The 23,290-nt window shown below is 59.9% G+C and carries 23 protein-coding genes; 12 read left to right on the forward strand and 11 right to left on the reverse strand.

Going from position 1 to position 23,290, the window contains the following annotated elements; all coding sequences use genetic code 11:
• Positions 1-70 precede the first annotated feature (70 nt).
• Positions 71-1,789 carry an ABC transporter substrate-binding protein gene (locus tag KBW81_RS13110; RefSeq protein ID WP_090185904.1) on the forward strand — a complete coding sequence of 573 codons (1,719 nt, stop codon included), beginning with the start codon at positions 71-73 and terminating at the stop codon, positions 1,787-1,789.
• Positions 1,790-1,854: 65 nt separating this feature from the next.
• Here the strand turns inward: KBW81_RS13110 and KBW81_RS13115 are convergent, their stop codons facing one another.
• The 4 genes from KBW81_RS13115 to KBW81_RS13130 form a co-directional block, all read right to left on the reverse strand.
• Positions 1,855-2,331, reverse strand: coding sequence for a DoxX family protein (locus KBW81_RS13115; protein WP_254247473.1), 477 nt, complete (start codon positions 2,329-2,331; stop codon positions 1,855-1,857).
• Entirely contained in the window at positions 2,324-3,088 is a 765-nt protein-coding gene (locus tag KBW81_RS13120) for an HvfC/BufC N-terminal domain-containing protein (protein ID WP_254247474.1), read from the reverse strand. Before KBW81_RS13120 ends, KBW81_RS13115 begins: the two co-directional genes overlap by 8 nt.
• The gene (bufB, locus tag KBW81_RS13125; protein WP_254247475.1) at positions 3,072-3,917 is read right to left on the reverse strand and encodes an MNIO family bufferin maturase; all 846 of its coding nucleotides are present in this window, start codon (positions 3,915-3,917) and stop codon (positions 3,072-3,074) included. The genes KBW81_RS13120 and bufB overlap by 17 nt, the downstream gene beginning before the upstream one ends.
• Positions 3,918-3,988: 71 nt before the next feature.
• On the reverse strand, positions 3,989-4,282 hold the full coding sequence (locus KBW81_RS13130) for a BufA1 family periplasmic bufferin-type metallophore (RefSeq protein WP_090185893.1): 294 nt from the start codon (positions 4,280-4,282) through the stop codon (positions 3,989-3,991).
• A gap of 213 nt (positions 4,283-4,495) precedes the next feature.
• Between KBW81_RS13130 and KBW81_RS13135 the strand changes: the two genes are divergently transcribed.
• The 3 genes from KBW81_RS13135 to KBW81_RS13145 all read left to right on the forward strand — a co-directional run bounded on the left by KBW81_RS13135 (position 4,496) and on the right by KBW81_RS13145 (position 7,082).
• Complete coding sequence (locus tag KBW81_RS13135) at positions 4,496-5,059, forward strand: sigma-70 family RNA polymerase sigma factor (RefSeq protein ID WP_090185890.1); 564 nt, start codon at positions 4,496-4,498, stop codon at positions 5,057-5,059.
• The gene (locus KBW81_RS13140; RefSeq protein WP_254247476.1) at positions 5,056-5,694 is read left to right on the forward strand and encodes an NrsF family protein; all 639 of its coding nucleotides are present in this window, start codon (positions 5,056-5,058) and stop codon (positions 5,692-5,694) included. The genes KBW81_RS13135 and KBW81_RS13140 overlap by 4 nt, the downstream gene beginning before the upstream one ends.
• A 197-nt stretch (positions 5,695-5,891) precedes the next feature.
• On the forward strand, positions 5,892-7,082 hold the full coding sequence (locus KBW81_RS13145) for a GAF domain-containing sensor histidine kinase (protein ID WP_254247477.1): 1,191 nt from the start codon (positions 5,892-5,894) through the stop codon (positions 7,080-7,082).
• A 61-nt stretch (positions 7,083-7,143) separates the two neighbouring features.
• Here the strand turns inward: KBW81_RS13145 and KBW81_RS13150 are convergent, their stop codons facing one another.
• The 3 genes from KBW81_RS13150 to KBW81_RS13160 are packed head-to-tail and all read right to left on the reverse strand — an operon-like array spanning position 7,144 to position 9,937.
• Positions 7,144-7,821: a GntR family transcriptional regulator gene (locus KBW81_RS13150; protein WP_254247478.1), complete on the reverse strand. Its 678-nt coding sequence runs from the start codon at positions 7,819-7,821 to the stop codon at positions 7,144-7,146.
• Positions 7,818-8,849: a Gfo/Idh/MocA family protein gene (locus KBW81_RS13155; protein ID WP_254247479.1), complete on the reverse strand. Its 1,032-nt coding sequence runs from the start codon at positions 8,847-8,849 to the stop codon at positions 7,818-7,820. Before KBW81_RS13155 ends, KBW81_RS13150 begins: the two co-directional genes overlap by 4 nt.
• Positions 8,846-9,937: an isocitrate/isopropylmalate dehydrogenase family protein gene (locus KBW81_RS13160; protein WP_254247480.1), complete on the reverse strand. Its 1,092-nt coding sequence runs from the start codon at positions 9,935-9,937 to the stop codon at positions 8,846-8,848. The genes KBW81_RS13155 and KBW81_RS13160 overlap by 4 nt, the downstream gene beginning before the upstream one ends.
• A 122-nt stretch (positions 9,938-10,059) precedes the next feature.
• On the opposite strand from KBW81_RS13160, the gene KBW81_RS13165 reads away from it, so the two are divergent.
• The 5 genes from KBW81_RS13165 to KBW81_RS13185 all read left to right on the forward strand — a co-directional run bounded on the left by KBW81_RS13165 (position 10,060) and on the right by KBW81_RS13185 (position 14,026).
• Positions 10,060-11,061 (forward strand): TRAP transporter substrate-binding protein, encoded by a 1,002-nt coding sequence (locus tag KBW81_RS13165; protein WP_254247481.1) that lies wholly within the window; start codon positions 10,060-10,062, stop codon positions 11,059-11,061.
• A gap of 75 nt (positions 11,062-11,136) precedes the next feature.
• Positions 11,137-11,646 carry a TRAP transporter small permease gene (locus KBW81_RS13170; RefSeq protein ID WP_254247482.1) on the forward strand — a complete coding sequence of 170 codons (510 nt, stop codon included), beginning with the start codon at positions 11,137-11,139 and terminating at the stop codon, positions 11,644-11,646.
• The gene (locus KBW81_RS13175) at positions 11,643-12,923 is read left to right on the forward strand and encodes a TRAP transporter large permease (protein ID WP_254247483.1); all 1,281 of its coding nucleotides are present in this window, start codon (positions 11,643-11,645) and stop codon (positions 12,921-12,923) included. Before KBW81_RS13170 ends, KBW81_RS13175 begins: the two co-directional genes overlap by 4 nt.
• A 12-nt stretch (positions 12,924-12,935) precedes the next feature.
• Positions 12,936-13,226, forward strand: coding sequence for a putative quinol monooxygenase (locus tag KBW81_RS13180; RefSeq protein ID WP_254247484.1), 291 nt, complete (start codon positions 12,936-12,938; stop codon positions 13,224-13,226).
• Entirely contained in the window at positions 13,223-14,026 is an 804-nt protein-coding gene (locus KBW81_RS13185) for an N-acyl homoserine lactonase family protein (protein ID WP_254247485.1), read from the forward strand. The genes KBW81_RS13180 and KBW81_RS13185 overlap by 4 nt, the downstream gene beginning before the upstream one ends.
• Before the next feature lie 16 nt (positions 14,027-14,042).
• Here the strand turns inward: KBW81_RS13185 and KBW81_RS13190 are convergent, their stop codons facing one another.
• Positions 14,043-14,729, reverse strand: coding sequence for a TetR/AcrR family transcriptional regulator (locus KBW81_RS13190; protein ID WP_254247486.1), 687 nt, complete (start codon positions 14,727-14,729; stop codon positions 14,043-14,045).
• A gap of 229 nt (positions 14,730-14,958) precedes the next feature.
• On the opposite strand from KBW81_RS13190, the gene KBW81_RS13195 reads away from it, so the two are divergent.
• Together KBW81_RS13195 and KBW81_RS13200 are read left to right on the forward strand one after the other, a co-directional pair.
• The gene (locus tag KBW81_RS13195; protein WP_245754127.1) at positions 14,959-15,996 is read left to right on the forward strand and encodes an efflux RND transporter periplasmic adaptor subunit; all 1,038 of its coding nucleotides are present in this window, start codon (positions 14,959-14,961) and stop codon (positions 15,994-15,996) included.
• Positions 15,997-16,002: 6 nt separating this feature from the next.
• The gene (locus KBW81_RS13200; RefSeq protein WP_254247487.1) at positions 16,003-19,041 is read left to right on the forward strand and encodes an efflux RND transporter permease subunit; all 3,039 of its coding nucleotides are present in this window, start codon (positions 16,003-16,005) and stop codon (positions 19,039-19,041) included.
• Between the two features lie 51 nt (positions 19,042-19,092).
• On the opposite strand, the gene KBW81_RS13205 is transcribed toward KBW81_RS13200, so the two are convergent.
• Positions 19,093-19,551, reverse strand: a complete 459-nt coding sequence (locus tag KBW81_RS13205) for an Lrp/AsnC family transcriptional regulator (protein WP_254247488.1) — start codon at positions 19,549-19,551, stop codon at positions 19,093-19,095.
• Positions 19,552-19,665: 114 nt separating this feature from the next.
• Between KBW81_RS13205 and KBW81_RS13210 the strand changes: the two genes are divergently transcribed.
• A complete protein-coding gene (locus KBW81_RS13210) occupies positions 19,666-20,610 on the forward strand; it encodes a DMT family transporter (RefSeq protein WP_090185855.1) in 945 nt (314 codons plus the stop codon).
• On the opposite strand, the gene hydA is transcribed toward KBW81_RS13210, so the two are convergent.
• A complete protein-coding gene (gene hydA, locus KBW81_RS13215) occupies positions 20,607-22,028 on the reverse strand; it encodes a dihydropyrimidinase (protein ID WP_254247489.1) in 1,422 nt (473 codons plus the stop codon). The genes KBW81_RS13210 and hydA overlap by 4 nt on opposite strands.
• Entirely contained in the window at positions 22,025-23,281 is a 1,257-nt protein-coding gene (locus KBW81_RS13220) for a cysteine desulfurase-like protein (protein ID WP_254247490.1), read from the reverse strand. The genes hydA and KBW81_RS13220 overlap by 4 nt, the downstream gene beginning before the upstream one ends.
• Positions 23,282-23,290: the final 9 nt, after the last annotated feature.

Raw genomic sequence — 23,290 nt, forward strand, 5'->3', positions numbered from 1 at the left:
CCATGTCAAAACCCGGCGCAGACCACCGCACCGGATCGTTTACGTTCAACCTAAAGGGAGGAAACCTATAATGAACGTTCTTCTGAAATCTTCCACCGCGCTGGGGCTGGCACTTGCCATGACCCAACCGGCCTGGGCCGATATGGCAGCTGCCACATCGTTCTTGGATGCGGAAATCGGCGATGTGTCCACGCTGTCCCGCGCGGATCAAGAAGCAGAAATGCAGTGGTTCGTCGACGCGGCCCAGCCCTATCAGGGTATGGAAATCAACGTCGTGTCCGAAACGATCACGACGCATGAATACGAAGCCCAAGTGCTGGCCCCCGCGTTCACCGCGATCACCGGCATCAAGGTCACCCACGACCTGATCGGCGAAGGCGACGTTGTCGAAAAGCTGCAAACGCAAATGCAGTCGGGCGAGAACATCTATGACGCCTACGTCAACGACTCCGATCTGATCGGCACGCACTGGCGCTATCAGCAGGTCCGCAACCTGACCGACTGGATGGCAAACGAGGGCAAGGACGTCACGTCCCCTACCCTGAACCTTGAAGACTTTATCGGAACAGAGTTCACGACCGCACCGGATGGCAAGCTGTACCAGCTGCCGACCCAGCAGTTCGCGAACTTGTACTGGTTCCGGTACGATTGGTTCAACGACGAACAGAACAAGGCCGACTTCAAAGAAACCTACGGCTACGATCTGGGCGTTCCGGTGAACTGGTCCGCCTACGAGGACATCGCTGAATTCTTCACCGGCCGCGATCTGTCGCGTATGGGTGTCGAGGGCGAAGTCTTTGGCAACATGGACTACGGTAAGAAAGACCCAAGCCTGGGCTGGCGTTACACTGACGCGTGGATGTCCATGGCTGGAATGGGAGACAAGGGTGAGCCCAACGGCCTTCCGGTCGACGAATGGGGTATCCGCGTCAACGAGAACTCTCAGCCGACTGGCGCTTGCACCACCCGCGGCGGTGCGACCAACTCTCCTGCTGCGGTCTATGCCGTGGATAAGGCGATCAACTGGCTGCAAAAGTACTCGCCGCCATCTGCCATGGGTATGACCTTTTCCGAGGCAGGCCCGATCCCTGGTCAGGGCAACATCGCGCAGCAGATGTTCTGGTACACCGCGTTCACCGCGGCAACTGTAACGCCTGATCTGCCCGTGATGAACGAAGACGGCACGCCCAAGTGGCGCATGGCCCCCAGCCCGCACGGCGCGTATTGGGAAGAGGGCATGAAGGTTGGCTATCAGGACGTTGGGTCCTGGACGCTGATGGAATCCACCCCGGTGGACCGCGCACAGGCCGCATGGCTTTATGCGCAGTTCGTCACATCGATGACTGTCGACGTGAAGAAATCCGATGTGGGTCTGACCTTTATCCGCGAGTCCACCGTCAACTCTGAGCACTTCACAGAGCGGGCTGACAAGCTTGGCGGTCTGGTCGAATTCTACCGTTCGCCAGCGCGGACACAGTGGTCGCCAACCGGCACCAACGTGCCTGACTATCCTAAGCTGGCGCAGCTGTGGTGGCAGAACATCGGCGACGCAATGTCCGGTGCGAAAACATCGCAAGAAGCGCTGGATCAGTTGTGTGCTGATATGGAAAGCGTCATGGAGCGCATCGAGCGTTCCGGCATCCAGGGCGACCTGGGTCCGGTGATGAACGACGTGCAGGACGCGCAGTACTGGCTGGACCAGCCGGGCGCGCCCAAGCCCAAGCTGGCCAATGAAGACGAAGAGCCGATGACCATCGGTTACGACGAACTCGTCGCGTCCTGGAACTAATCTAGGTGTGACAGGGGCCGGGGCGCAGCGATGCGCCCCGGCTTTTTTGTGTCTGCGCGCCCGCGTCAGTCATCAAGGCGCAGCACACGGTCGAGCGAGATAGCGCCCGGACCCTTAGCGATCAGCACCAGAAAACACGCCGCCCACAGCCCGTGTGTGATCCAAGCGTCTGGATAGACGAACACCTGAATAACCAGCGTCATCCCCAGCAGCGCCGCTGCCGACAGGCGCGTTGCAAAGCCAAGCGCCAGCGTGACGGCAAAGATATGCTCTGCCAGCGTCGCCATCACAGCGGCAAGCGCGGATGGGATGATCGGCAAGGCGTATTCGTTTTCAAACAGCCACCATGTGCCGTCCGCGATGGCGAAGCCGTCAACCTTGGTCCGGGCTGATGCCCAGAACACTGCTGCCGGGATCAGGCGGGCCAGCAATGCGGGGACGGACCACGGCAAACGTCCAGCTAAGGCGTTCACACTGCGGAACGTGCGGCGGATGGTGTCGCCTTTGGATTGGCTCATGTTCGTACCGGTATAATCAGTCATGGGTCCCACTTTCTTTGGCTTGGGACAGGCCGATGATCAGCCCGTGTTGTAGAAGGGTCGAAAACGCCGAAGCCGCGATATCGGGCGCGACATCTTGGCAGGCCGCGCCAAGGGGCGCACCGCCGATAAGCGCGGCGACGATCCGGGCCGCGTCAGGGTCAATTTTCAGCACGGCGGCATTGTCGCCCCGGCGAAAGATCAACGCCGCCTCTGCGTCCGGCGGTGGCGGCGCGGCGGTCGCGCCGGGCTGGTTCATCGCCCAGATCGACACAGCAGGATGGCTGTCTGACACAAAGACCCGCAGCGATGGGTGCAGCGACAGCACCGCATGATCCGGGTCAGCACTGATCTGCGCGGCGCAGGTATCAGCAGGCATCGGGTCCGCATCGGCAGCGTGATAAGCTTCGCCGCGCAGCAGCTCGATCCGGGCAACGTCTGGCAGATAGGGCAGCGTGGCGGCGGGCGGAAAGCTGGCCAGAAATGCGGGGAATGCGTCGCCATAGGTATGCAAGACAGGTGAACGCGGTGGATGCGCGGTCACAAAAATCTGCGCTACGGCTTTGAAAAACGCATCCCCCACAATGCGGGCGACGGACGGAAAACGCTGGCCCAGCGCCTCTGACAGGGAATGGGCGACGGTGTTGCGATAGACCGAAAAACGCCGGTCCAGATCGCCCACAGCCGTAATGCCGGGCGGTAGCTCTGCGTTGTTCAGGGCCGCGCGGAACGCGGCTTGGGTTTCAAGATGCGATTGCATGGCGCGCCCCGTCCAGAATATCGGCCGCGCGGTTCGCTTCATCCAGCAGCACAGACAGCGCGGGCACGTCTGTATCCCATTCGATCAATGTCGGGCGCGGGCCAAGGCGGTGCATCGTTTCCGCATAAAGCGTCCAGACCGGGTCAGCGACAGGAGCACCGTGAGAATCGATCAGTAGCGGGCCAGACGGCAACTCTTCTTCATCGTGGCCGCCTAGGTGGATTTCACCGACGGCTTGCGTTGGAAAGGCCGCCAGATAGGCACGCGGATCGGCGCGGTGATTGGTGCAGCTGACAAAAACGTTGTTCACGTCCAGCAGCAACCCGCATCCGGTGCGATCAACAATAGCGCGCAGAAAGTCCGTTTCGGCCAAGGTAGAGCTTTCGAACGTCACATAGGTGGACGGGTTTTCCAGCAGCATGGGGCGGCCAATCGCGCTTTGCAGTTGATCGATATGTTCGCACACCGTCGCAAGCGTTTCGTCATCATAGGGTAGCGGCAGCAGGTCGTTCAAAAACGCATCGCTGTGGCTGGACCATGCCAGATGCTCGGAAAAGCTCTCTGGCTGGTAACGCTCGCACAGGTTTTTGAGGCGGGTCAGATGATCGCGGTCCAACGGGCCAGCGCCGCCAATGGATAGGCCGACACCGTGGATCGACAGGGCGTAATCGGCCCGCAATTTCATCAGTTGGGCGTGGGGCGGGCCGCCGTCGCCCATGTAGTTTTCTGCATGAACCTCAAGGAAACCCAGCCGATTTGGCGTGGCCTGCAACGCATCGAAGTGAGAGCGTTTAAAGCCGATGCCGACGGTATCAGGAAGCTGGGTCATGGCAGAGGTCCTTATGTCTTAGGCTAAAGGTGCACCGCGCGGATTGGGGCCCGCGCGGTGCAGATCGGCGATTAGGCCGGGATGTCGCGTGTCAGCTCTTCCAGCGAACCCATGCGGTCGGTGCCGTCAGCAGCAGCAGGCACAGCCATGTCTGCACAGGTGCCAGCTGGAACCAAGGACCAGGCGTTGCCCTGATAGTCGATGGTGGAGGTGCCGGCGCAGGTCGTGCCGGGGCCAGCTGCACAGCCGTTTTCGCCGGCCAATGCCACGCCGAAGCACTTTTCCATGTCCTGCGCGCTGGCGCCGGTCACGGTGGCACATGCGCCGAGGATTGCGAGAGCGAGGGTTGTTGTCTTGGTGTTCATGTTTCTTCTCCGGTCTAACACTCGGCACCCTGTTGGCGTCCGATGCTAGGCAATTCGCTGGCCAAACCCGATCTGTTACAGCCCTCGCGTTTAGGTGAAGCAATGTAACATCCCGTGTTGCCAAAGATTTGCATTTGAAAGGCGGTGTGAACTATTTATGCCGCAGCCTGTAACGAAGCACGTCGCTGCAACGAACTGAAAGATGTCGGACCAATGAGAGACGCCAAATGGGCCGACCTACTGCGGCAAGCGAATAATGGACACCGCGACGCCTATATCGCGTTCCTGAAACAGGTCGCACCGGTGCTGCGGGGTGTCATCCAAGCCCGCAGTGGTGGGCGTCACGAAGATTGCGAGGACATCTTGCAGAACGTCCTGATTGCGATCCATGAAAAACGCCATACTTGGCGTGAAAATGAACCGGTCAGCGCATGGCTTTATGCGATTGCGCGGTACAAAACGATCGACGCCCTGCGCAAATCAGGACGGAGCCGCACCACCGCCTTTGACGGCGAAGAGGCGCAGGTGGCTGATGACAACGTCATCGACCCGACTGCTGCGCGTGATTTGGACGTGTTGCTGACGCGGCTTGACGATACCTCTGCCGCGATTGTGCGGCAAATTAAACTGCAAGGACTGACCGCCGAAGAGGTGGGGGCCCAGTTGAATATGACACCCGGCGCGGTGCGCGTGGCCCTGCACAGGGCAATGACGCGGCTTAGCGCTGCGGTTGCCGAAGACGACCCTGAAACGGCCAACCAGAAGGCCCCGACATGAATACGAATGATCTGATTGCCAGCCTTGGGGCAGATATGACCCCGGTGCGTCCCGGTCTACTGACCAATGGCGTGATGCTGGGCCTTGCAGGCGGGACAGCTTTGACGGCGGTGCTGTTTGCTTTGCTGTGGGGCGTTCGGTCCGATCCCGCCGCGATTTATGGTAATATGCCGCTGCTGGCCAAGACCCTACTGCCATTGGCGCTGGGCGCGATTGCACTGCCGTGGATGCTGGCGCAGGCCCGCCCTGCTGGGCAAAGCCGCACCCGCCATGCGGTCTGGGCCCTGCCCGCCGTGTTGGCGATGCTTGTCGCGGCGTCTTTGTTAACCACCCCCGGTCCGTCTTGGTCCATGGCGTTGCAGGGCAAGTCCATCATGACCTGCTTGGTGTCGATTCCTGTGCTGTCCGCCCCGATCCTTGCCGCCCTGCTGGTTGCCTTGCGGCGCGGCGCACCGGAACATCCCATGCGCTGCGGCATGGTGGCCGGGCTGACGGCAGCAGGCTTTGCCGCGGCAATCTATTCGCTGTATTGCATTGAAAACTCTCCGCTATTTTACGGCACATGGTACACGCTGGCGATCCTTGGCGTGGCCGGGGTCGGTGCTATCGCCGGGCGGTTTGCGCTGAAATGGTAGCGGCGGCGGGCCACGCTTGCGTGGCCCAACCTGGGCAACATCAGCAATGGCGGCTGATATAGGCCGAGTGCCGCCGCGAAGCCCGCTGAGCGTTAACATATGTCATAGTTTATGGCACAAGGAGGTGTCATCTTTTAAACGGTGACATATGACGCAGATAAATAAGCCTGCGTACCTTCGATGAGAGTACCCCGCCTGTGACACCTGCGCACGATTTTCACGAAGATATTGCCGCGATTGGCCGCAGCCCGACCATACCGACACTATTGGAAACCATTGTGCTGGCCACAGGCATGGGATTTACCGCCGTGGCCCGCGTGACGGATACACCATGGGTGACCTGTCAGGCCGTTGATCACATCAATTTCGGCCTAAAACCCGGTGACGAGCTCGACGTTGAAAGCACGCTGTGCCACGAGGTGCGCAACTATGGTGAAGAGATCGTCATCGACGATGTGCACAGCGATCCGCATTATGTGGACCACCATTGCCCCGCGCAGTACGACTTTCGCAGTTATATTTCCGTCCCAATCCTGCGGGCTGACGGGTCATTCTTTGGCACGCTTTGCGCCATCGACCCTACCCCGCGTGTGCTGAAACAGGACCGGATTCTAGCCATGTTTCGCCTGTTCGCCCGCATGATCGGCGAGATTTTGGACAACGACGAAGCGCTATCGCAAAGCCGCGCGGCGCTGACGCAAGAACGCGCATTGGCCGAACAACAAGAGCAGTTTATTGCGATTTTGGCCCATGATCTGCGCAATCCGGTCAACGCACTGACAGCTGGTTTGCGGATGATCGAACGGCGCATTAATGACCCGCAGGCGACTGAGCTGGTTGGCCTGATGCGCGCCTCGGTCAACCGGATGGCGCTTTTGATTGAAAACTTGCTGGATCAGGCGCGCAAACGCAGTGGCGGCGGCATCGTGATTGAACGGCGCGCTAACACTGACCTTGGCGCATCGCTGGCGCAGATCATTGCCGAATTGCAGGCGGTTGCGCCGGACCAACAGATCCTCGCAGACATCGACCTGCCCGGCACCGTAAACTGCGACGCGCCGCGCATTTCGCAGCTGTTTTCGAACCTTCTGGCCAATGCGGTCACCCACGGCCCTGAAGGGACACCCATTCAGGTCAGCGCCAAGGTCCAAGGCGGCACCTTTACGCTGGCCGTGACAAATGGCGGTGCCAAGATCCCCGATGACATGCTGCCAACCTTGTTCGAGCCGTTTCACCGCGGCGGCGACCGGCCCAGCCGCGAAGGTTTGGGATTGGGCCTGTTTATCGCGTCGGAAATTGCAAAGGGTCACGGTGGCACCTTGACCGTGACATCAACCGATAACGAGACGGTCTTCACGTTCCAAATGCCAAACGCCGCACTGGTCTAGCGCCCGCAGGCTGGGCCGGGACGCTTTCGCGGTACCGCAAGCATGCAGCAGGAAAGCGGGCTTATATCCGCGACAACCGATTGGTGCGCAGCAGTGCGATCAGCATGTCCTTGGCGTTTTGCCGATGACTTTTGTGAATGCGGTGCGCCGCATCCGCATCACCGCGTTTAATCGCCTCAAACACCATACGGTGATCTTCGTTCGATTTGACGGGCAGCGGGCGCATGAACAGGGTCAGCGCGCGGGCGCGTTTGACCTGATCGCTCATCATTGCGACGATCGCTTCGATCCGCGCGTTTTTGCCAAGCCGCACGAGTTCGGTATGAAACCGGTCGTCCGCCTGCGCCCAAGCCTCTAGGTCACCCGCTTTGATCGCGTCGTCCATGTCATTGATCGCGGCCTCTAGGTTTTTCAGATCACTGGCCTGATAGGCTTGCAGCGCGGCCTGCTGCGCGGCAAGGCTTTCCAGTTCGGTCAGCACATCATAGATTTCGCGCATGTCGTCAGCAGACACAGGCAAAATGCGAATGCCTTTGCGCGGGCGCATTTCCACCAAACCTTGGCTTTCCAGCACCAAAGCGGCCTCTCTGACCGGGGTGCGGGACATACCGAACCGCTCTGCCAGTTCTGCCTCTAGATGGTCAGAACCGGCGGGAAGTTCGCCGCAGAAAATAAGCTCGCGCAGGGATTGAACCGCGCGCTGTGTCGAGGAAAGGACTCGGTCATCGAGGTTTTTCAAGACAGCTCCAGCTTGATTTTGCGGCCCTCGCGCGAGGACGCGTAGATTTCGTCCTCTATCTGAATCACAGACAGGTAGTCCGGTGCAAGGTTTTCAAGCGGCGTGCCATCCAGAACCCCGGCGACGACGTGACTTTGCAACGCATGCACACAGTCACCGCCAAAGCCGTCCCAGTGATCTGGTCCGATAAGAGTCTGCGTCTTCATCGCGTGAAAGCGGCGCAGGGCGACCACACCGTCGCCGGTCAACGTTAGGGTTCCGTCGGTGCCTTCAATCAAAGCCTCGCCCATGGTACGGCGCAGGTTGTCGGCAGCGTGGTCAAGGTTGCGGTTCCCGTCGAACATCGCCCGCACCCCGCCGGGATGATCAAACAGGACGTAGCCTGCATCCTCGCCCGCAAGCACGGGATTTACTTGGCGCAGGTCGGCGTAGACGGACAGCGGATTGCCGAACAAATACCGAAATGTGTCGACCCAGTGCACGCCTGTTTCGTGGATCAGAAACCGGTCCATCTGTTGAAAATATGGCTGCCGATCAAGGTAGGCATCCGGGCCCTGCCCGTCGCCAGTGCGCAGCCGAAACGTGGCCTGCAGAACCGTCCCGATCGCGCCGCGATCAAGCGCTGCCTTGATCACACGGTACCACGGCTGAAACCGAAAGTTTTCGTGCACGACGATGCGGGCGCCAACGGCCTCTGCCTCTGCGACGATAGCGCGGGCTTCAATCAAGGACTGGCAGAACGGCTTTTGACAAATCATCAGCTTTACCCCGCACCGCAGCGCCGTGCGGATGGTGTCCGCATGGGCCACGGGCGGCAGGACGATATCCAGCAGGTCAGGCTGTGTCTGGTCCAACATGGCTTGCAGGTCATCGAAGGCAGGCAATCCGGTCGCCCGCGCCTTTTCGATATCGCGGTTGCACGATCCCACCAGATCGACCCGGTCAATGCGCGCCCAGCTGTCATAGTGGAACCGGCTGAAATAGCCGGCCCCGACACAGGCCACGCGCAGGCGCGCAGGCACCGTCATACCAAACCCAATGCCGCGGCAACTGCGTCCGCCGCATCCGCCGTGCCAGAGGTGCCGCCCAGATCGCGCGTCAGAACTTTGCCTTCCGCCACCACGGCCTCCACCGCTTCGCGAAGACGTTTGCCATCTGCGGTCATCGCGGGGTTATCGTGTTTGATGCCAAGCCAGTCTAGCATCATGGCCGCGGACAAGATCATCGCCAGCGGATTGGCCAGCCCCTGCCCCGCGATATCGGGCGCAGAGCCATGGCAAGGCTGAAACACCGCGTGATCCAGCCCGATATCCGCCGAAGGCGCTAGGCCCAGCCCGCCCATCAGCCCGGCCCCCAGATCGGACAAAATGTCGCCGAACATGTTTTCCGTCACTAGCACGTCGAAATCCCACGGCTTCAGCACCATCCAAAGCGCCGTTGCATCGACATAGGCGTGATCGGCGATCAGATCCGGGTGGCGCGCCGCCTCTGCGTCAAAGATCTCTCGGAAGAAGGCGAAGGCGCGGAAAACGTTGGCCTTGTCGACGCAGGTGACTTTACCGGGGCCGCGGCCCGTGTCTTTGCGCGTTTGCGCCAGGTTGAACGCAAAGCGGAACAGCTTTTCCGAAATATCGCGGGTGATCAGCAGCGTCTCTCGCGCCTCGTCTTTCGTCACCTCACCGCGTCCTTGGGTATAGAACAGGCCTTCGGTGCTTTCGCGGATCAGGACAAAATCGATCTCTTTCCCGTCCGGCATATTCAGCGGCGTCGGTTGCCCCGCGCGTACCGTCACAGGCCGCACCCCGGCAAACAGCGTCAGCGCCTTGCGCAGATCAATCTGAGGCGAGATTTCGGTGCCGTCCGCGTAACGCACGGATGGAAGCCCCATCGCCGACAGCAGGATCGCATCAGCGCTGCGCGCCAGATCCATCGACGCCTTGGGCAACGATTCCCCTGTGCGGGCATAGTGCGCTGCGCCCGCAGGCGCATCGGCAAAGCTAAGGGTATAATCAGGCGACAGAGCCGCCAGTTTTTTCAGGATCGCGACCGTGGGACTGATGATTTCAGGACCAATGCCGTCGCCTTCAAATACCGCAATTTCAAAATTCTGCTTCATGGCCTGCATCCTCGGGCTTTCGTTGCATTGGATCAAATCCAAAAGTTGACAACACATTTATTAACGCATACGCAAATAAATACAATACCGACTGTTCTAGCTTTTGGGAGGAAACCATGAACATGAAGATCACCACATCATTGCGCTTTGCCGCAGCCGCCGCAGCGTTGCTGATTGCCGGGGCCGCGCAGGCACAGACGATTTTAAAATTCAGCCACACCGACAACCCCGGCGGGTCGCGCGATCAGGCCGCGGCGGTCTTTGCCGAAAAGGTCAAAGAATACACCGAAGGCCGCTACGAGGTGCGGATTTTCCCGGCCGGTCAGCTGGGCAATGACCCCAAAGCGATCGAACAAATGCAGCTTGGCGGCGTCGATTTCACCGTGTCCGCGACGGGTTCCTATGCATCGCATTTGCCATCGCTGAACCTGACGGCGATGCCGTTTCTGGTCGACAGCTACGAACAGGGCTGGGAGTTCTACGACAACTCCGCATGGATGCAGGGCGAATTTGCCAAACTGCCAGAGGTCGGCTTTCGCGTCCTATCGACATGGGAAGCCGGCGTTCGCAGCTTTACCACGACATTTCCGCTGAATGCCCCGGCCGATGCCGCGGGCAAGAAAATGCGCGTCTTTCCGAACGACATGATCCGCTGGACGATGGAAGCAATCGGCTTTCAGACTGTCGTCATGCCGGTGACGGACGTTTACCTCGCGATCCAGCAGGGCACTGTGGACGGCCAGGAAAACCCGGTCGACACCATTTTGTCGCTGAAATTCACCGAAGTTGCGCCCAATCTGACCCTGACGCGGCACGTCTATTCGCCCCTGCCCCTGACCGTGGCCGAGAAGACGTGGCAAAGCTTTTCTGACGCTGACAAAGACGCGATCACCCGCGCCGCGGCGGATTCGTCAGCGTTTAGCCGCGAGCTGGTCAAAAGCTCTGAGGCGGCCCAGCTTGAACAGATGGCCGCAGAGGGCGCCACGATCATCACGCCAGACGTGGGCCCGTTCCGCGATGCGGTCGCGTCGGTCTATGATCAGGCGCGCGGCGTTTACGGCACCGAAGTCGACAAGGTGCTGGCCGAGGTCGAGACGATCCGCACCGCAATGCCTGCCCAATAGCCAAGCATTATCGCCCGACCTGCGGAGGTGCCTGAACCGGCACCTCCCCCACTCCGGTTTCAAAAGGCCCCCGCCATGGATTTCCGTTTGTACTACCCGCCATTTTTGCTTGGCCTGAGCCGCGTGATTGATGCTTTGCTTGCGCTTGGCGGCTTTGCGATCCTGACACTGGTTTTCGCGAATGCGACGCTGCGCAGCGTGGCCGGGTTCGATCTGGCGTGGTCGCTAGAGGTCACAGCGTTCTTGCTGCTGTGGACAACATTTCTGGGGTGCGCCGCCGTCACAGCGCGGGGCGCGCAGATGCGCGTGACGGAAATTGTGGACATACTGTTTTCCCCCCGTGCCAAGGCGCTGCTGGAACATGCAATCAACCTGCTGATCGCCGCGCTACTGCTGAGCCTGATTATCAAAGGCATCAGCATTTCCGGGCACACGTGGCGGCAAAGCACGACAGTGCTGTATTGGCCGGTCGGCCTGCTTTACGCGTCCATGCCCGCGGGCATGGCGCTTAGCCTGGTGTTCCACTTGTTTAATTCGTGGCTTGTCCTGCGCGGCGTGCCGATGACGGACGGGGGCGGCGCATGATCCTTCTTTTCGTTGTCGCGGTCTTTCTGACGACCGTCTTTCTTGGCATTCCGCTGGTCTGGGCGATCCTGATCTCCTCGGTCCTGCCGATCATTGTTTTCGATCTGGGCTACCCGCTGCAGGCGCTTTACCTCAACTTTATCGGCGGGGTAGAGCCGAACCATTTCATCGCCATCCCCCTGTTCATCGTCGCTGGCGAACTCATGAGCCGGGGCGGAGTCGGCCAACGGATCATTACGTTCTCTAAGGAACTTCTGGGTTTCATGCCCGGCGGGCTTGGCATGGTTGTTGTCGGGGCGTCGATGATCTTTGGCGGCATCTCTGGCTCTGCCATTGCCGATAGCGCAGCCATCGGGTCCGTGATGATCAAGAATATGGCCAAGCAGGGCTACAAACCCGCCTTTGCTGCTGGGCTTGTCGCTGCAGCAGGCACCATCGGCATCATCATTCCACCTTCGATCCCGATGCTGATTTATGGCTTCGTCGGCGGCGTATCCGTCGCTGATCTGTTTCTGGCCGGAACCGTGCCGGGCCTGCTGTTTGGTGGCTTGTTCATGATCGTCTGCTACCGCGTCGGCAAATCGACAGGCTGCGACGCGGGCGGACACCGCACCAGCCGCAAGGCGCTGTGGCAGTCCTTTGTCAGCACCCTGCCCGCGCTGATGATGCCTGTCCTGATCCTTGGCGGTATCTTTTCCGGCTTCGTCACCCCGACAGAGGCCGCCGCCGTTGCCGTCATTTACGGTCTTGCCGTCACAATGCTGGTCTACCGCGACTTTGCACTGCGCGACCTGCCGAACCTGATGATCGACGCCTTCGTGACCTCTGCCATCGTGATGGTCGTGATTGGCGCGACCAGCGTGCTGGGCTGGTTGATCACGCTAGAGCAGATGCCGACGATCCTTGTGGGTGCGGTGCAGTCCTTTTCCAGCTCGCCTTGGGTCTTCCTGCTGCTGGTCAATATCGTGATGCTGATCCTTGGCCTTGTGCTGGACCCGGTGCCTGCCATTTTGCTGACCGCGCCGCTATTCCTGCCCACGGCGGTCAGCTTTGGCGTCGACCCGGTGCATCTGGGCGTCATCATGGTCTGCAATGTTGCCATCGGCTTGTTCACGCCCCCCGTCGGTGCGACGCTTTATGTGGCATCGCGGATTTCAGGGGTCGGCGTCCTTAGCATCGCGCGGGCCATGGCACCGCTTTATATTGTCGCAATCATCGCGCTAGGCTTGATCACCTACATCCCCGCAATCTCTCTGACGCTGGTGCGTCTGTTCTGAAAAGAGGCTTTTATGTTTGTCGTGACTGTCACCTTTCGCCTGCACCCCGGAACGCAGACAGCGTTCTTGAAGCACATGCTGGCCAATGCCGCCCAGTCGCTGGGTGCAGAGCCAGAGTGCCATCAGTTCGACGTCTGCACCGACCCGGCCCGCCCCGATAAGGTGTTTTTATACGAGGTTTACACCGACGCGGATGCCTTTCAGGTTCATCTGAAAAGCGCGCATTTCGTGTCTTTTGACGCGGTGGTGCGCGACATGGTGGCGGATAAAACCGTCCAGACCTTTACCGAGGTCTGGCGATGAGCCTGTGGGAAGTTCACGCAATCAAATACGCTGACCGCAATGCGCGTGTGCGCGGCGATAGCTTTATCTTTGATGACAACCACGACGCGCCGCATCCGATGGATTATTTCATGTGGTTACTGCGGCGCGGGTCAGAGGTGATCCTTGTCGATACCGGCTATGACGACGCCGAGGCCGCGTTGCGCCAGCGCCCCATTCGCATGAACCCCGCCGCCGCCCTTGCCCCCTTGGGCCTGACGCCAGACGATATTACGCAGATTATCGTCACCCATCTGCATTATGACCACGCGGGCGGGCTGCACCTGTTCCCCAATGCCGCCCTGCATTTGCAGACCGCTGAAATGGCCTATGCCACCGGACCGTGCATGTGCCACGACACCCTGCGCGCGCCTTTCACCGCTGATCACGTCTGCACCGCGATCAAGCGGCTGTATGCTGGCAAAGTCATCTTTCACGATGGTGACGCACAGGTCGCGGACGGCGTGACGGTGCATTGCATCGGCGGCCATTCACGCGGTTTGCAAGCGGTCCGCGTGCGCACGCAAGCGGGGTGGCTGGTGCTCGCCTCTGACGCGGCGCATTTTTATGAAAACCTGTGGGCGCGCAAACCGTTTCCCATCGTCGTCGATCTGCAAAACATGCTCGATGGCTTTCACACGCTGCAACGCCTTGCCTCTGCGCCGGGGCTGATTGTGCCCGGGCATGACCCGTTGGTGCGACAATATTTCCCCAAAGGGGCGGCTGACCATATCTTTCGACTGGATCATGGGCCGACGACGCCGGTGCAAACTAAGGTATAAGGGAGCAGTTCGGCCCTTAGCCCTGTGCCTGCGATGTGCTGGACATCAACGAACATGCTGCCTGAATATCCAAGTGCGGCAACGGCTTGGCAGCAAGCGTTTGCGCGTCTTGCGCATTCAAGCCAAGGCCGCGCAGGATCATGTTCACAACCTCTGGCCCGTGCTGGTCGCTAACCCCGCCCTGACTGATCCGCAGGACCGCGCATAGGGTCGCCCCCGCCAGCATATCCAAAGCGATGGGCAGCGGACATGGCAAAAACCGGCCTTCATCAATGCCTTTTTGGATTTGATCGGCGAGATACTGATAGACCAAACTGCTTGGCCCCGCGGTATCAAGGCCGCATTTCGCGACAAAACGCGCGAGCAGCGGCTTGTCCCGAGTCACTTGGATCAGCAAACCAATACCCGCCGCAACCCGTTCAGCGGGGTCAGGGAAACCTGCCACTGTTTCCTTGACCACAAGGATCAGCTCGTCACCAAGTTGATGATTTACAGCAATCAGCAAGTCGCGATTGCTTTGAAAATAGTTATAAAAAGTACCGCGCGACACGCCCGCTGCTGCAATCACGTCGTCGATCACCGAGGCATCAACGCCCTTTTCGGCGAAAACGGGGATCGCGCTTTGGACCAGCCGCGCGCGCGTCTTTTCGCGCCGGTCGGCGGCAACGCGGGTGCGGTGGTCAGATGGCGCTGTGTCAGACATGGCGTTCGTCCCCTTCGATGCAGCGCATAACACATTCACACGCGGACTAAAATGACACTTGCATCATTTTGACACAAATGTCATTCCAGCCGCGAACTTGAATCAAGCTGGGCTTGGACCATCATTTGCCGTGCCCAAACGCAGCCACTACAGTGCAAGCGTAGCGTTTTGGTAAGGTGACACGCGGTAGGTTGATAATATGACCTGACGCCCGACAAAGGAATATTAGGTGAAACAGCCCTTTTTGATCGCGTTTCTGGCCTGCACTTTGGCGATGCCTGCCGTGGCACAATCGCAGGCCCCTTTCGTCAAACTGGAAACAGTCACCTCGCGCGCCGCAGAAGAGCAGCGCGTGTTTTTTGGACGGGTCGTAGCGCGTGAAACCGTCGATCTGGCGTTCCAAGTCGGCGGCCAAATCGAAGAATTCCCTGTCGAAGAAGGCGCCACCGTCAAAGCTGGCGATCTGGTCGCCCGTATGGATCAAGTGCCGTTCGAACTCGCGCTTGCGCAGGCGACCGCGCAGAAAACACAGGCGGATCGCACCGCCGATCGCTACCGCGAATTGGTCGGCAGCTCTGTCACCGAAACGACGCTGCAGGATGCGGATACGCAGGCTGAACTGGCCGATATCGCCGTGCGCAACGCGCAGCGCGATCTGGCCAACGCCACTTTGCATGCGCCATTTGACGGCATCGTCGCCGCCCGCTCTGTGCCCAATTACTCGACCGTGGCGGCGGGCAGCTCTGTGGTGCGCCTGCATGACATGTCCGATTTGCGGATCGAAATCGACGTGCCCGAAACCCTGTTTCAAAGCGCAAGCCGCGATTCCGCGATACAAGTTTATGCAGAATTCTCATCCAACGACAAAACCTACCCGTTGGAATTGCGCGAGTATAACGCCGAGACAGCGCAAATTGGCCAAACCTATAGCATCACACTGGGCATGACACCGCCGGATGACCTGAACGTTTTGCCCGGCGCGTCGGCCAAAGTGACCGCCCTTTTACCGACCGGCAAAGCAGGCATTATCGTGCCAAGTTCTGCCGTGATCGTGGAAAATGACAATAGCACCAGCGTCATGGTCTTCTCGCCGACCGGCGCAAGCGAGGGCACAGTCGCGGCAACGCCGGTGGACATCACGCCGACCGACAACGGCAAGGTAAAGGTCTTGGCAGGGCTGACACCGGGGCAGGAAATCGTGGTGATCGGGGCCAGCGCGCTGACCGACGGCGACACCGTCCGCCGCTTTGTTGGCTTCGGGAACTAAATCATCATGGATATCGCACGCGCCTCTATCGACCGCCCGGTTTACACATGGATTATGATGCTGATCTGCCTATTGGGCGGCATCTGGGGCTTTAGCACTTTAGGCCGCCTTGAAGACCCGGCCTTTACCATCAAAACCGCCATCGTCGTCACGCAATACCCCGGCGCATCAGCGGAAGAGGTCGCGCTAGAGGTGTCAGAGCCAATTGAGTCCGAAATCCAAAAGATGGGCGAAGTCAAAGACATCCAGACGATGAACCAGCCTGGTTTGTCGTGGATTACGGTCAATATGCGCGACCAATATGACGGCACCGAACTGCCCGCGATCTGGACCAAACTGCGCAACCGTGTCGGCGAAGCGGCCCTGCCCAGCGGCACATCGACGCCGTTTATCAACGATAGTTTTGGCGATGTGTATGGCCTGTATTTTGCCGTCACCGCCCCCGGCTTTTCCGACGCAGAGATCAACAATCTGTCGGCTTTTTTACGCAGGCAACTGCTGGGCGTCGAAGGTGTGTCGAACGTGGCGCTGTCAGGCGTTCCTAACGAGGTGATCTTTGTCGAACCCGATCTGGCGCTAAGCACAACCATGGGGATTCCGCCTGCCGCAATTCAAGGCGCGCTGGCCGGTGCCAATGAGGTTGTTGACGGCGGCACAATTCAAACGCCGGACGGCCGCACGATCATCCAACGCCCCGAAGGGTCCGACAGCGTCGCAGAAATCGCCGCCTTGTCCGTTGGGGTCAGCGGCGAAGTCATCAATTTGGCCGACTTTTCAGAAGTCTACCGGGCGCGGGAAACCAACCCAAACCTGATTATCCGGCACAATGGCGTCGATGCCTTTACCCTTGGCGTTGCCGGAATTGCGACTGAAAACATCGTCGAAGTCGGCAAACGGGTCGAGGCGCGCTTGGCTGAATTGCGCGTTGATATCCCGCTTGGTGTGTCGATAGAACCGATTTACCAGCAGCACAAAGTGGTCGAAGAAGCCTCGAACGCGTTTCTGATCAACCTTGCGATGTCAGTCGTGATCGTGGTTGTCGTGCTGGCCGTCTTTATGGGCTGGCAGGCCGCAATCGTCGTCGGCACGACCTTGCTGCTGACCGTCGTCGGCACGCTGCTGTTCATGGCCATCGGCTCGATCGAGATGGAGCGCATTTCCCTTGGCGCGCTGATTATCGCCATGGGGATGCTGGTGGATAACGCGATTGTTGTGGCCGAGGGGATGCAGATTTCCATGCGCGGCGGGCAGTCATCCCGCGACGCCGCCTCTGACGCGGCGTCCAAAACGCAGATCCCGCTACTTGGGGCCACGGTCATTGGCATCATGGCTTTTGCGGGGATCGGGCTTAGCCCCGATGCGACGGGCGAGTTCTTGTTCTCCCTCTTTGCTGTTATCGCGATTTCGCTGCTGCTATCATGGGTTTTAGCGATCACCGTGACGCCTTTGTTGGGGCATTACTTTTTCAAACGTGGCAGCGGCGATGAAACCGGCGGCTACGATGGCGGGCTTTTTCGCGCCTATGCAGCCGTCTTGCGGGTGTGTCTGCGGTTCCGCTGGCTGGTGGTTGCGGGGTTGGTTGCGACCACGGTTGTTTGCTACGGCCTATTCGGTCAAATCAAGCAGCAGTTCTTTCCCGACAGCAACACGCCGCTCTATTTTGTGCACTACAAGCTGCCGCAAGGGGCGTCGATCCACCAGACATCTGACGATATTGCCGTACTAGAAAAATGGCTGACCGAACGTGCCGAGGTGACGGATTATTCCGCATTCGTCGGCCAAGGTGCGTCGCGCTTTATGCTGACCTATAATTCCGAGGATCCCAATCCCGGCTACGGCCATATGATCGTGCGTGTCACCTCGCTTGATGTGATCGAGGATGAGATGGACGCGCTAGAGGCATACGCGAACAGCGCGATCCCACAGGGTGAATTCCGCGTGAAGCGCTTGGCGTTTGGTCCCGGCGGCGGTGCCCCGATCGAGGTGCGCTTTTCCGGTCCAAACCCCGACACGCTGCGCGACTTGGCGGATCAGGCGATGGCCCGGATGGATGCGGCGTCAGACAACGTCAGCGCGCTTCGTCAAGATTGGCGCGAGCGAGAGCTGGTCCTGCGCCCGATTTATGCCGATGACCGCGCGCAGGATGCGGGGATCTCTCGATCCGATATCACCAAGGTTCTGCAGTTCGCCGTCGAGGGGCTGACAGCTGGCACCTTCCGCGAAGGCGACCGCCAGGTTCCAATCGTCCTGCGCGCGCCGCCCGGCAACGATATGGCCTTAACGAATCACGTGATCTATTCCGAAAGCGGCAACGTGAATGTCCCGATGGTGCAGGTTATCGACGGTTTCGTGTTCGAACCGCAGGACACCTTATTTCACCGCCGCGACCGCGCAGATGTCATCACTGTGGGGGCAGATATTCCCCGCAACATGACCGCGACAGAGGTCATGGCAGAGGTGCAAACCACCATCGAGGAAATGCCCATTCCAGACGGCTACACGATGGAATGGGGCGGAGAGCTAGAAAGCTCTTCAGACGCGCAGGCGTCTTTGGGCGGGCAATTGCCCATCAGCCTTATCATTATGGTACTGATTTCTGTGTTACTTTTCAACGCCGTCAAACAACCGGTGATCATCTGGTTGCTGGTTCCGATGTCGGTCAACGGTGTTAGCCTTGCCCTGCTGGGTACGGGCATGCCGTTTACCTTTACGGCCCTGCTTGGCTTGCTATCGCTGTCCGGCATGCTGATCAAAAACGGGATCGTGCTGGTGGAAGAGATTGACCTGACCCGCGAAGCCTATCCCGATATGCCGCTCGACGATGCCATCGTTTCAGCCTCTACCTCGCGTTTGCGGCCGGTGTTCTTGGCGGCGGCGACCACGATTTTGGGCATGTTACCCCTAATCAGCGACGCGTTCTTTCAGTCGATGGCCGTGACAATCATGGGCGGCCTGGCCTTTGCGTCGGTGCTGACGCTGATCGCGGCCCCGGTGCTGTATTTTCTGTTCTTCAAACGCGCAGCGGCCAAGGCCGCGCAAGCGTGACGCTTGCATGATGCGCGGCGTGGTCATGGACCGCGTCGCGCATCAGTTCCGTCAGTCCAATACGGGAAAGACAGTCGACTGCTTTAAGATGCCATAAGCAAAGCTTGAATCAATCGACGCGATCCCCGGAATATTGTGCAGCTTCGTGCGCACAAAGGCCTCGTAGCCCGCCAAATCCTCGACAAGCACACGCAGCAGATAATCCTCACTGCCTGTGATGACGTAGCAATCAAGGATTTGGGCCGTCTCGCGCACCTTCTTTTCAAACAGATCGACAACTGCGCCGGTATGCCGTTCTAGGCTGATCCGCACCAGCGCCGTGACCGGCAGGCCATAGGCCTTTTCATCCACAATCGCCGTATATCCTTTGATCACGCCGCGTTCCTCTAGCGCGCGGGTCCGGCGCAGACAGGGCGAGGGGGACAGGTTCACCTGCTCCGCCAAATCTTGATTGGTCAGGCGGCCGTTGCGTTGCAGCGCTGCGATGATCTGGCGGTCTTTGCGATCCATTTAGGGGATTCCTTAGCATAATCTGCCAAAGAATAATCGTTTAGGGCAATTATTAGCAATCACCTGCCGATCCATTCATCGTATAAAATGACATCTTTTGCACGCAGGACGATCATGCACAGCGCCCCCCACCCCCTCGGCCTTCCGCGCGTCAATTTCTGGGACACGCACCTGCAACTTATCATCGGATACGCGGCGATTGCTGTGACCGTTCTGGTCTGGGCTGGGTTCGCATTGTCGACGCGTGCGGCGGCGGCGTCCCAGTTGACGATTGGCGATGTCGCGATCATCCGGTCCGGCATCCCGGCGTTGGTATTCCTGCCGTTTTTGCCCAAACGCATCGGCATGCTTCGCCGCTTACCGCTGCGCAATTGGGCCATGATCGGGATCGGCGCAGGCGCGCCGTTCTTTTGGCTGGCCGCGTCCGGCGGGGTGCAGACATCGGCCACGCATGTCAGCGCCTTGATCGCCGGGACAGTGCCCGTATCCGTCGCCGTTCTGTCGTGGCTGATGTACCGAGAGCGGCCAAAGCCGTCGGTCGTTGTCGCCTTGGCGCTGATCTTGCTGGGCGTCGCGGCTTTGATCGCGGCCTCTGGCAGCTTGGCCGCGGGCAGCGTGGCAGGCATGGCGATGCTGCTGGGGGCGAGCCTGTTTTGGGCGACCTATACATTGGGCGTGCGGGGCAGCGGGCTTGATCCGGTGGGCTGCGCGCTGGTGTTGGCGCTGCCATCGGCGCTTGTCCTGCCGCCGCTGCTGGCCACCGGCGTGCTGCCTAGCAATCTGGCCCATGTAAGTCTGCACGATGCGCTGCCATTCATCCTTGCCCAAGGCGTCGGGGCCGGGCTGGTTGCGACCCTGACCTATGCCATCGCGATTGCCCGTTTGGGTGCCGCGAAGGCGGCAACGATCGGATCGCTTGCCCCCGCCCTTGCCGCCGTGATGGCGGTGCCCTTGCTGGGCGAGGCGCTGAGCATCGGCACCGCATTGGCGGTGATGCTGATCTGCGCGGGCGTCATGTTGGCCAACCGCACCCGCGCTGTCCGGGCCCCAGCCCCCTAGATCATCGCCTGACTGGTGCCGCGCGTCTGATAGCGGCCGCCACCTTTGGTCCCGGTGATTACGCCGTCCTGCATGATCGTGTGGCCGCGCAGGATTGTGCGGACCGGCCAGCCCGTAATCTGCATCCCCTCGTATGGGGTATAATCAGATCCGTGGTGCAGGTTGTCTTGCGTAATCGCAGCCTGCTTTGCCGGATCCCACAGCGTAATATCGGCGTCGGCCCCGATGACCAACGCACCCTTTTGCGGGTAAAGGCCGTATAGTTTCGCCGGATTGGTCGAGGTCAGCGCGACAAAGCGCTCTAGTGAAATGCGGCCCTTGCTGACCCCTTCGGAAAACAGGATCGGCAGGCGGGTTTCAACGCCGGGGATGCCATTGGGCACCCATTTAAACGACGTCCGCGCCTTTGGATTGTCCTTACCCGTGCCGTTCGAGCCTTCGTAGAAGAACGGGCAGTGGTCGGACGAAAACACTTCGAACGTGCCGTCGCGCAGACCTTCCCAGATCGCAGCTTGGCTGTCCGCGTCACGCGGCGGAGGAGAGCAGACGTATTTTGCCCCCTCGAAATCCATATTCAGCCCCTTTAGGTCGTCGCGGGTCAGGGCGATGTATTGCGGACAGGTTTCGGCGTGGACCTTCATGCCGCGCTTTTGCGCCCACTGGATCTGCTCCATCGGGTCGCGGCCAGACACATGAACGATCATCACCGGCACATCGGTTATCTGGGCGTGGCTGATGGCGCGGTGGGTCGCCTCGCGCTCTGCCACTTGGTGGTGCGCTTCGGCGTGATAATAGGGCGCGGTTTTGCCTTCGGATTCCAGCCGGGACGTCATGTATTTGATCGCGTCGTGGCCTTCGGCGTGGACCATGACTAATGCCTTTTCACGCCGGGCGACGTCGAACACGTCCAGCAGTTCGGCGTCGTTCAGCACCAGATCGTCATAGGTCATGAAGACCTTGAACGACGTGTATCCGTCACGCACCAAGGCGGGCAGTTCCTGCCCCAGCACCTGCGGCGTGGGGTCGGAAATCACCAGATGGAAGGACACGTCGGTATAGCACTGGCCGTCCGCCTTTTCGTGATATGCGGTGACGCAGTCGCGCAGTGACGTGCCTTTCACCTGCATGGCAAAGGGCAAGACCGTGGTGTTGCCCCCCGCTGCGGCCGACCGCGTGCCGCTTTCAAAGTCATCGGCCATGACCGTCCCGTCAGAGGTCGTCTGCGCCAGATGGACATGGGCATCGATGCCGCCGGGCAGCACGAAGAGGCCAGTGGCATCGATCTCCTCTTTCGCGCCTTCGATGCTGGCGGCGATGTCGGTGATGCGCCCGTCCCGCACGCCGATGTCGGCGCGGAAACGGTCAGATGCGGTGACGATGGTGCCGCCCCTGATGGCCAGATCGTGCGGCGCGCTCATGATGCAAGCGCTTGGGTAGATACGACTTCGGCCAGCGCGGCGGTCAGTTTATCGACCTGCGCCAGCGTGTTGTAGTGCACCATGGACACCCGCAGCACGCCGCTGTCGTGGCTTTCATTCAGATCCTCGACCAAGCGGCGCGAATGGAAGTCGCCGAAGCGGATGGCAATGCCGTAGGCATCCATCGCGCCGGCAATCGCGCCAGAGTCCATGCCGTCAAAGCGGAAGGCGATGGTCGGCACGCGCTGCGCGCCCTCGAACCCGCGCCCGACGATATGGCAATCGTTGCGGGCCGACAGCCATGACAGCAGACGGTCCGCCAGCAGGTTTTCCTGCGCGGTGATGCCGTCAAAGGCGGCTTCCAGCTTTTCGCGGTTGCTGCCCGTGGCCCCAAGGCGGGTGCCTAGTGCGACAAGGTATTCAACCACCGCCGTCGTGCTGTAGGCCAGTTCGTAATTCGGGTTGCCGGGCTCTAGTTTGCCGGGGATTTTGTCCTTGCCATAGAACCAGTGGTATTGGCCATCCAGCTCGCCCAGCAGATCGTATTTGCCGTACATGATCGCCATATGCGGGCCGTAGCATTTATACAGGCTAAAGACGTAGTAATCGGCGTCCATCGCCTGCACATCAATCGCCCGGTGCGGGGCATAGGCGACGGCATCGACGCACAGCCGCGCACCGCGCGCATGGACGAAATCGGCAAAGTCACGAATGGGATTGATCCAGCCAAGGATGTTGGACGCGTGATGGACGCACACCAGCTTTGTGCGGTCCGTCATCAGCGGTTCCAGATCCTCTAGCCGCATTGTCATGCTGGCTTGGTCCAGCGGCCAGTTCTTGATGACGATGCCGAACTCTTCCAGCTCTTTCCACGGACCGATGTTGGATTCGTGGTCAGCATGGCTGACGATAATCTCGTCCCCCGGTTGGAACTGGCTGCGCATGGATGCGGCCAGCGTGCGCATCAGTTGCGTGGTGGAGGGGCCGAAGACGATTTCCTCGGGGCGGGCCGCATTCACCAGCGTTTGCGCGGCAACGCGGCCAAGCATCAGCCCTTCGGCCGCGGCTTGGGATACGGCATAGCTGCCGCCGATCTGCACGTTGCGGTGGATCAGGAATTCGCTGATCTTATCCACCACGCCGCCGACAATCTGGCTGCCGCCCGCGTTGTCAAAGAACACCCAGTTCGATGCGAGGCCAGGAAATTGGGATTGCACGAAACCCATGTCGAGCGCGTCTTGTGTATCTGTCATAATGTGGCC

Origin of the sequence: Loktanella salsilacus, from assembly GCF_024206795.1 — a bacterium.
Taxonomy (GTDB): Bacteria; Pseudomonadota; Alphaproteobacteria; order Rhodobacterales; family Rhodobacteraceae; genus Loktanella; species Loktanella salsilacus.

What these genes read in the sequence shown, in the direction of transcription:
- KBW81_RS13110 (WP_090185904.1), top strand. Translation starts at nt 71, where the DNA reads ATGAACGTTCTTCTGAAATCTTCCACCGCGCTGGGGCTGGCACTTGCC.
- KBW81_RS13115 (WP_254247473.1), bottom strand. Translation starts at nt 2,331, where the DNA reads ATGACTGATTATACCGGTACGAACATGAGCCAATCCAAAGGCGACACC.
- KBW81_RS13120 (WP_254247474.1), bottom strand. Translation starts at nt 3,088, where the DNA reads ATGCAATCGCATCTTGAAACCCAAGCCGCGTTCCGCGCGGCCCTGAAC.
- bufB (WP_254247475.1), bottom strand. Translation starts at nt 3,917, where the DNA reads ATGACCCAGCTTCCTGATACCGTCGGCATCGGCTTTAAACGCTCTCAC.
- KBW81_RS13130 (WP_090185893.1), bottom strand. Translation starts at nt 4,282, where the DNA reads ATGAACACCAAGACAACAACCCTCGCTCTCGCAATCCTCGGCGCATGT.
- KBW81_RS13135 (WP_090185890.1), top strand. Translation starts at nt 4,496, where the DNA reads ATGAGAGACGCCAAATGGGCCGACCTACTGCGGCAAGCGAATAATGGA.
- KBW81_RS13140 (WP_254247476.1), top strand. Translation starts at nt 5,056, where the DNA reads ATGAATACGAATGATCTGATTGCCAGCCTTGGGGCAGATATGACCCCG.
- KBW81_RS13155 (WP_254247479.1), bottom strand. Translation starts at nt 8,849, where the DNA reads ATGACGGTGCCTGCGCGCCTGCGCGTGGCCTGTGTCGGGGCCGGCTAT.
- KBW81_RS13160 (WP_254247480.1), bottom strand. Translation starts at nt 9,937, where the DNA reads ATGAAGCAGAATTTTGAAATTGCGGTATTTGAAGGCGACGGCATTGGT.
- KBW81_RS13165 (WP_254247481.1), top strand. Translation starts at nt 10,060, where the DNA reads ATGAAGATCACCACATCATTGCGCTTTGCCGCAGCCGCCGCAGCGTTG.
- KBW81_RS13170 (WP_254247482.1), top strand. Translation starts at nt 11,137, where the DNA reads ATGGATTTCCGTTTGTACTACCCGCCATTTTTGCTTGGCCTGAGCCGC.
- KBW81_RS13175 (WP_254247483.1), top strand. Translation starts at nt 11,643, where the DNA reads ATGATCCTTCTTTTCGTTGTCGCGGTCTTTCTGACGACCGTCTTTCTT.
- KBW81_RS13180 (WP_254247484.1), top strand. Translation starts at nt 12,936, where the DNA reads ATGTTTGTCGTGACTGTCACCTTTCGCCTGCACCCCGGAACGCAGACA.
- KBW81_RS13185 (WP_254247485.1), top strand. Translation starts at nt 13,223, where the DNA reads ATGAGCCTGTGGGAAGTTCACGCAATCAAATACGCTGACCGCAATGCG.
- KBW81_RS13190 (WP_254247486.1), bottom strand. Translation starts at nt 14,729, where the DNA reads ATGTCTGACACAGCGCCATCTGACCACCGCACCCGCGTTGCCGCCGAC.
- KBW81_RS13200 (WP_254247487.1), top strand. Translation starts at nt 16,003, where the DNA reads ATGGATATCGCACGCGCCTCTATCGACCGCCCGGTTTACACATGGATT.
- KBW81_RS13205 (WP_254247488.1), bottom strand. Translation starts at nt 19,551, where the DNA reads ATGGATCGCAAAGACCGCCAGATCATCGCAGCGCTGCAACGCAACGGC.
- KBW81_RS13210 (WP_090185855.1), top strand. Translation starts at nt 19,666, where the DNA reads ATGCACAGCGCCCCCCACCCCCTCGGCCTTCCGCGCGTCAATTTCTGG.
- hydA (WP_254247489.1), bottom strand. Translation starts at nt 22,028, where the DNA reads ATGAGCGCGCCGCACGATCTGGCCATCAGGGGCGGCACCATCGTCACC.
- KBW81_RS13220 (WP_254247490.1), bottom strand. Translation starts at nt 23,281, where the DNA reads ATGACAGATACACAAGACGCGCTCGACATGGGTTTCGTGCAATCCCAA.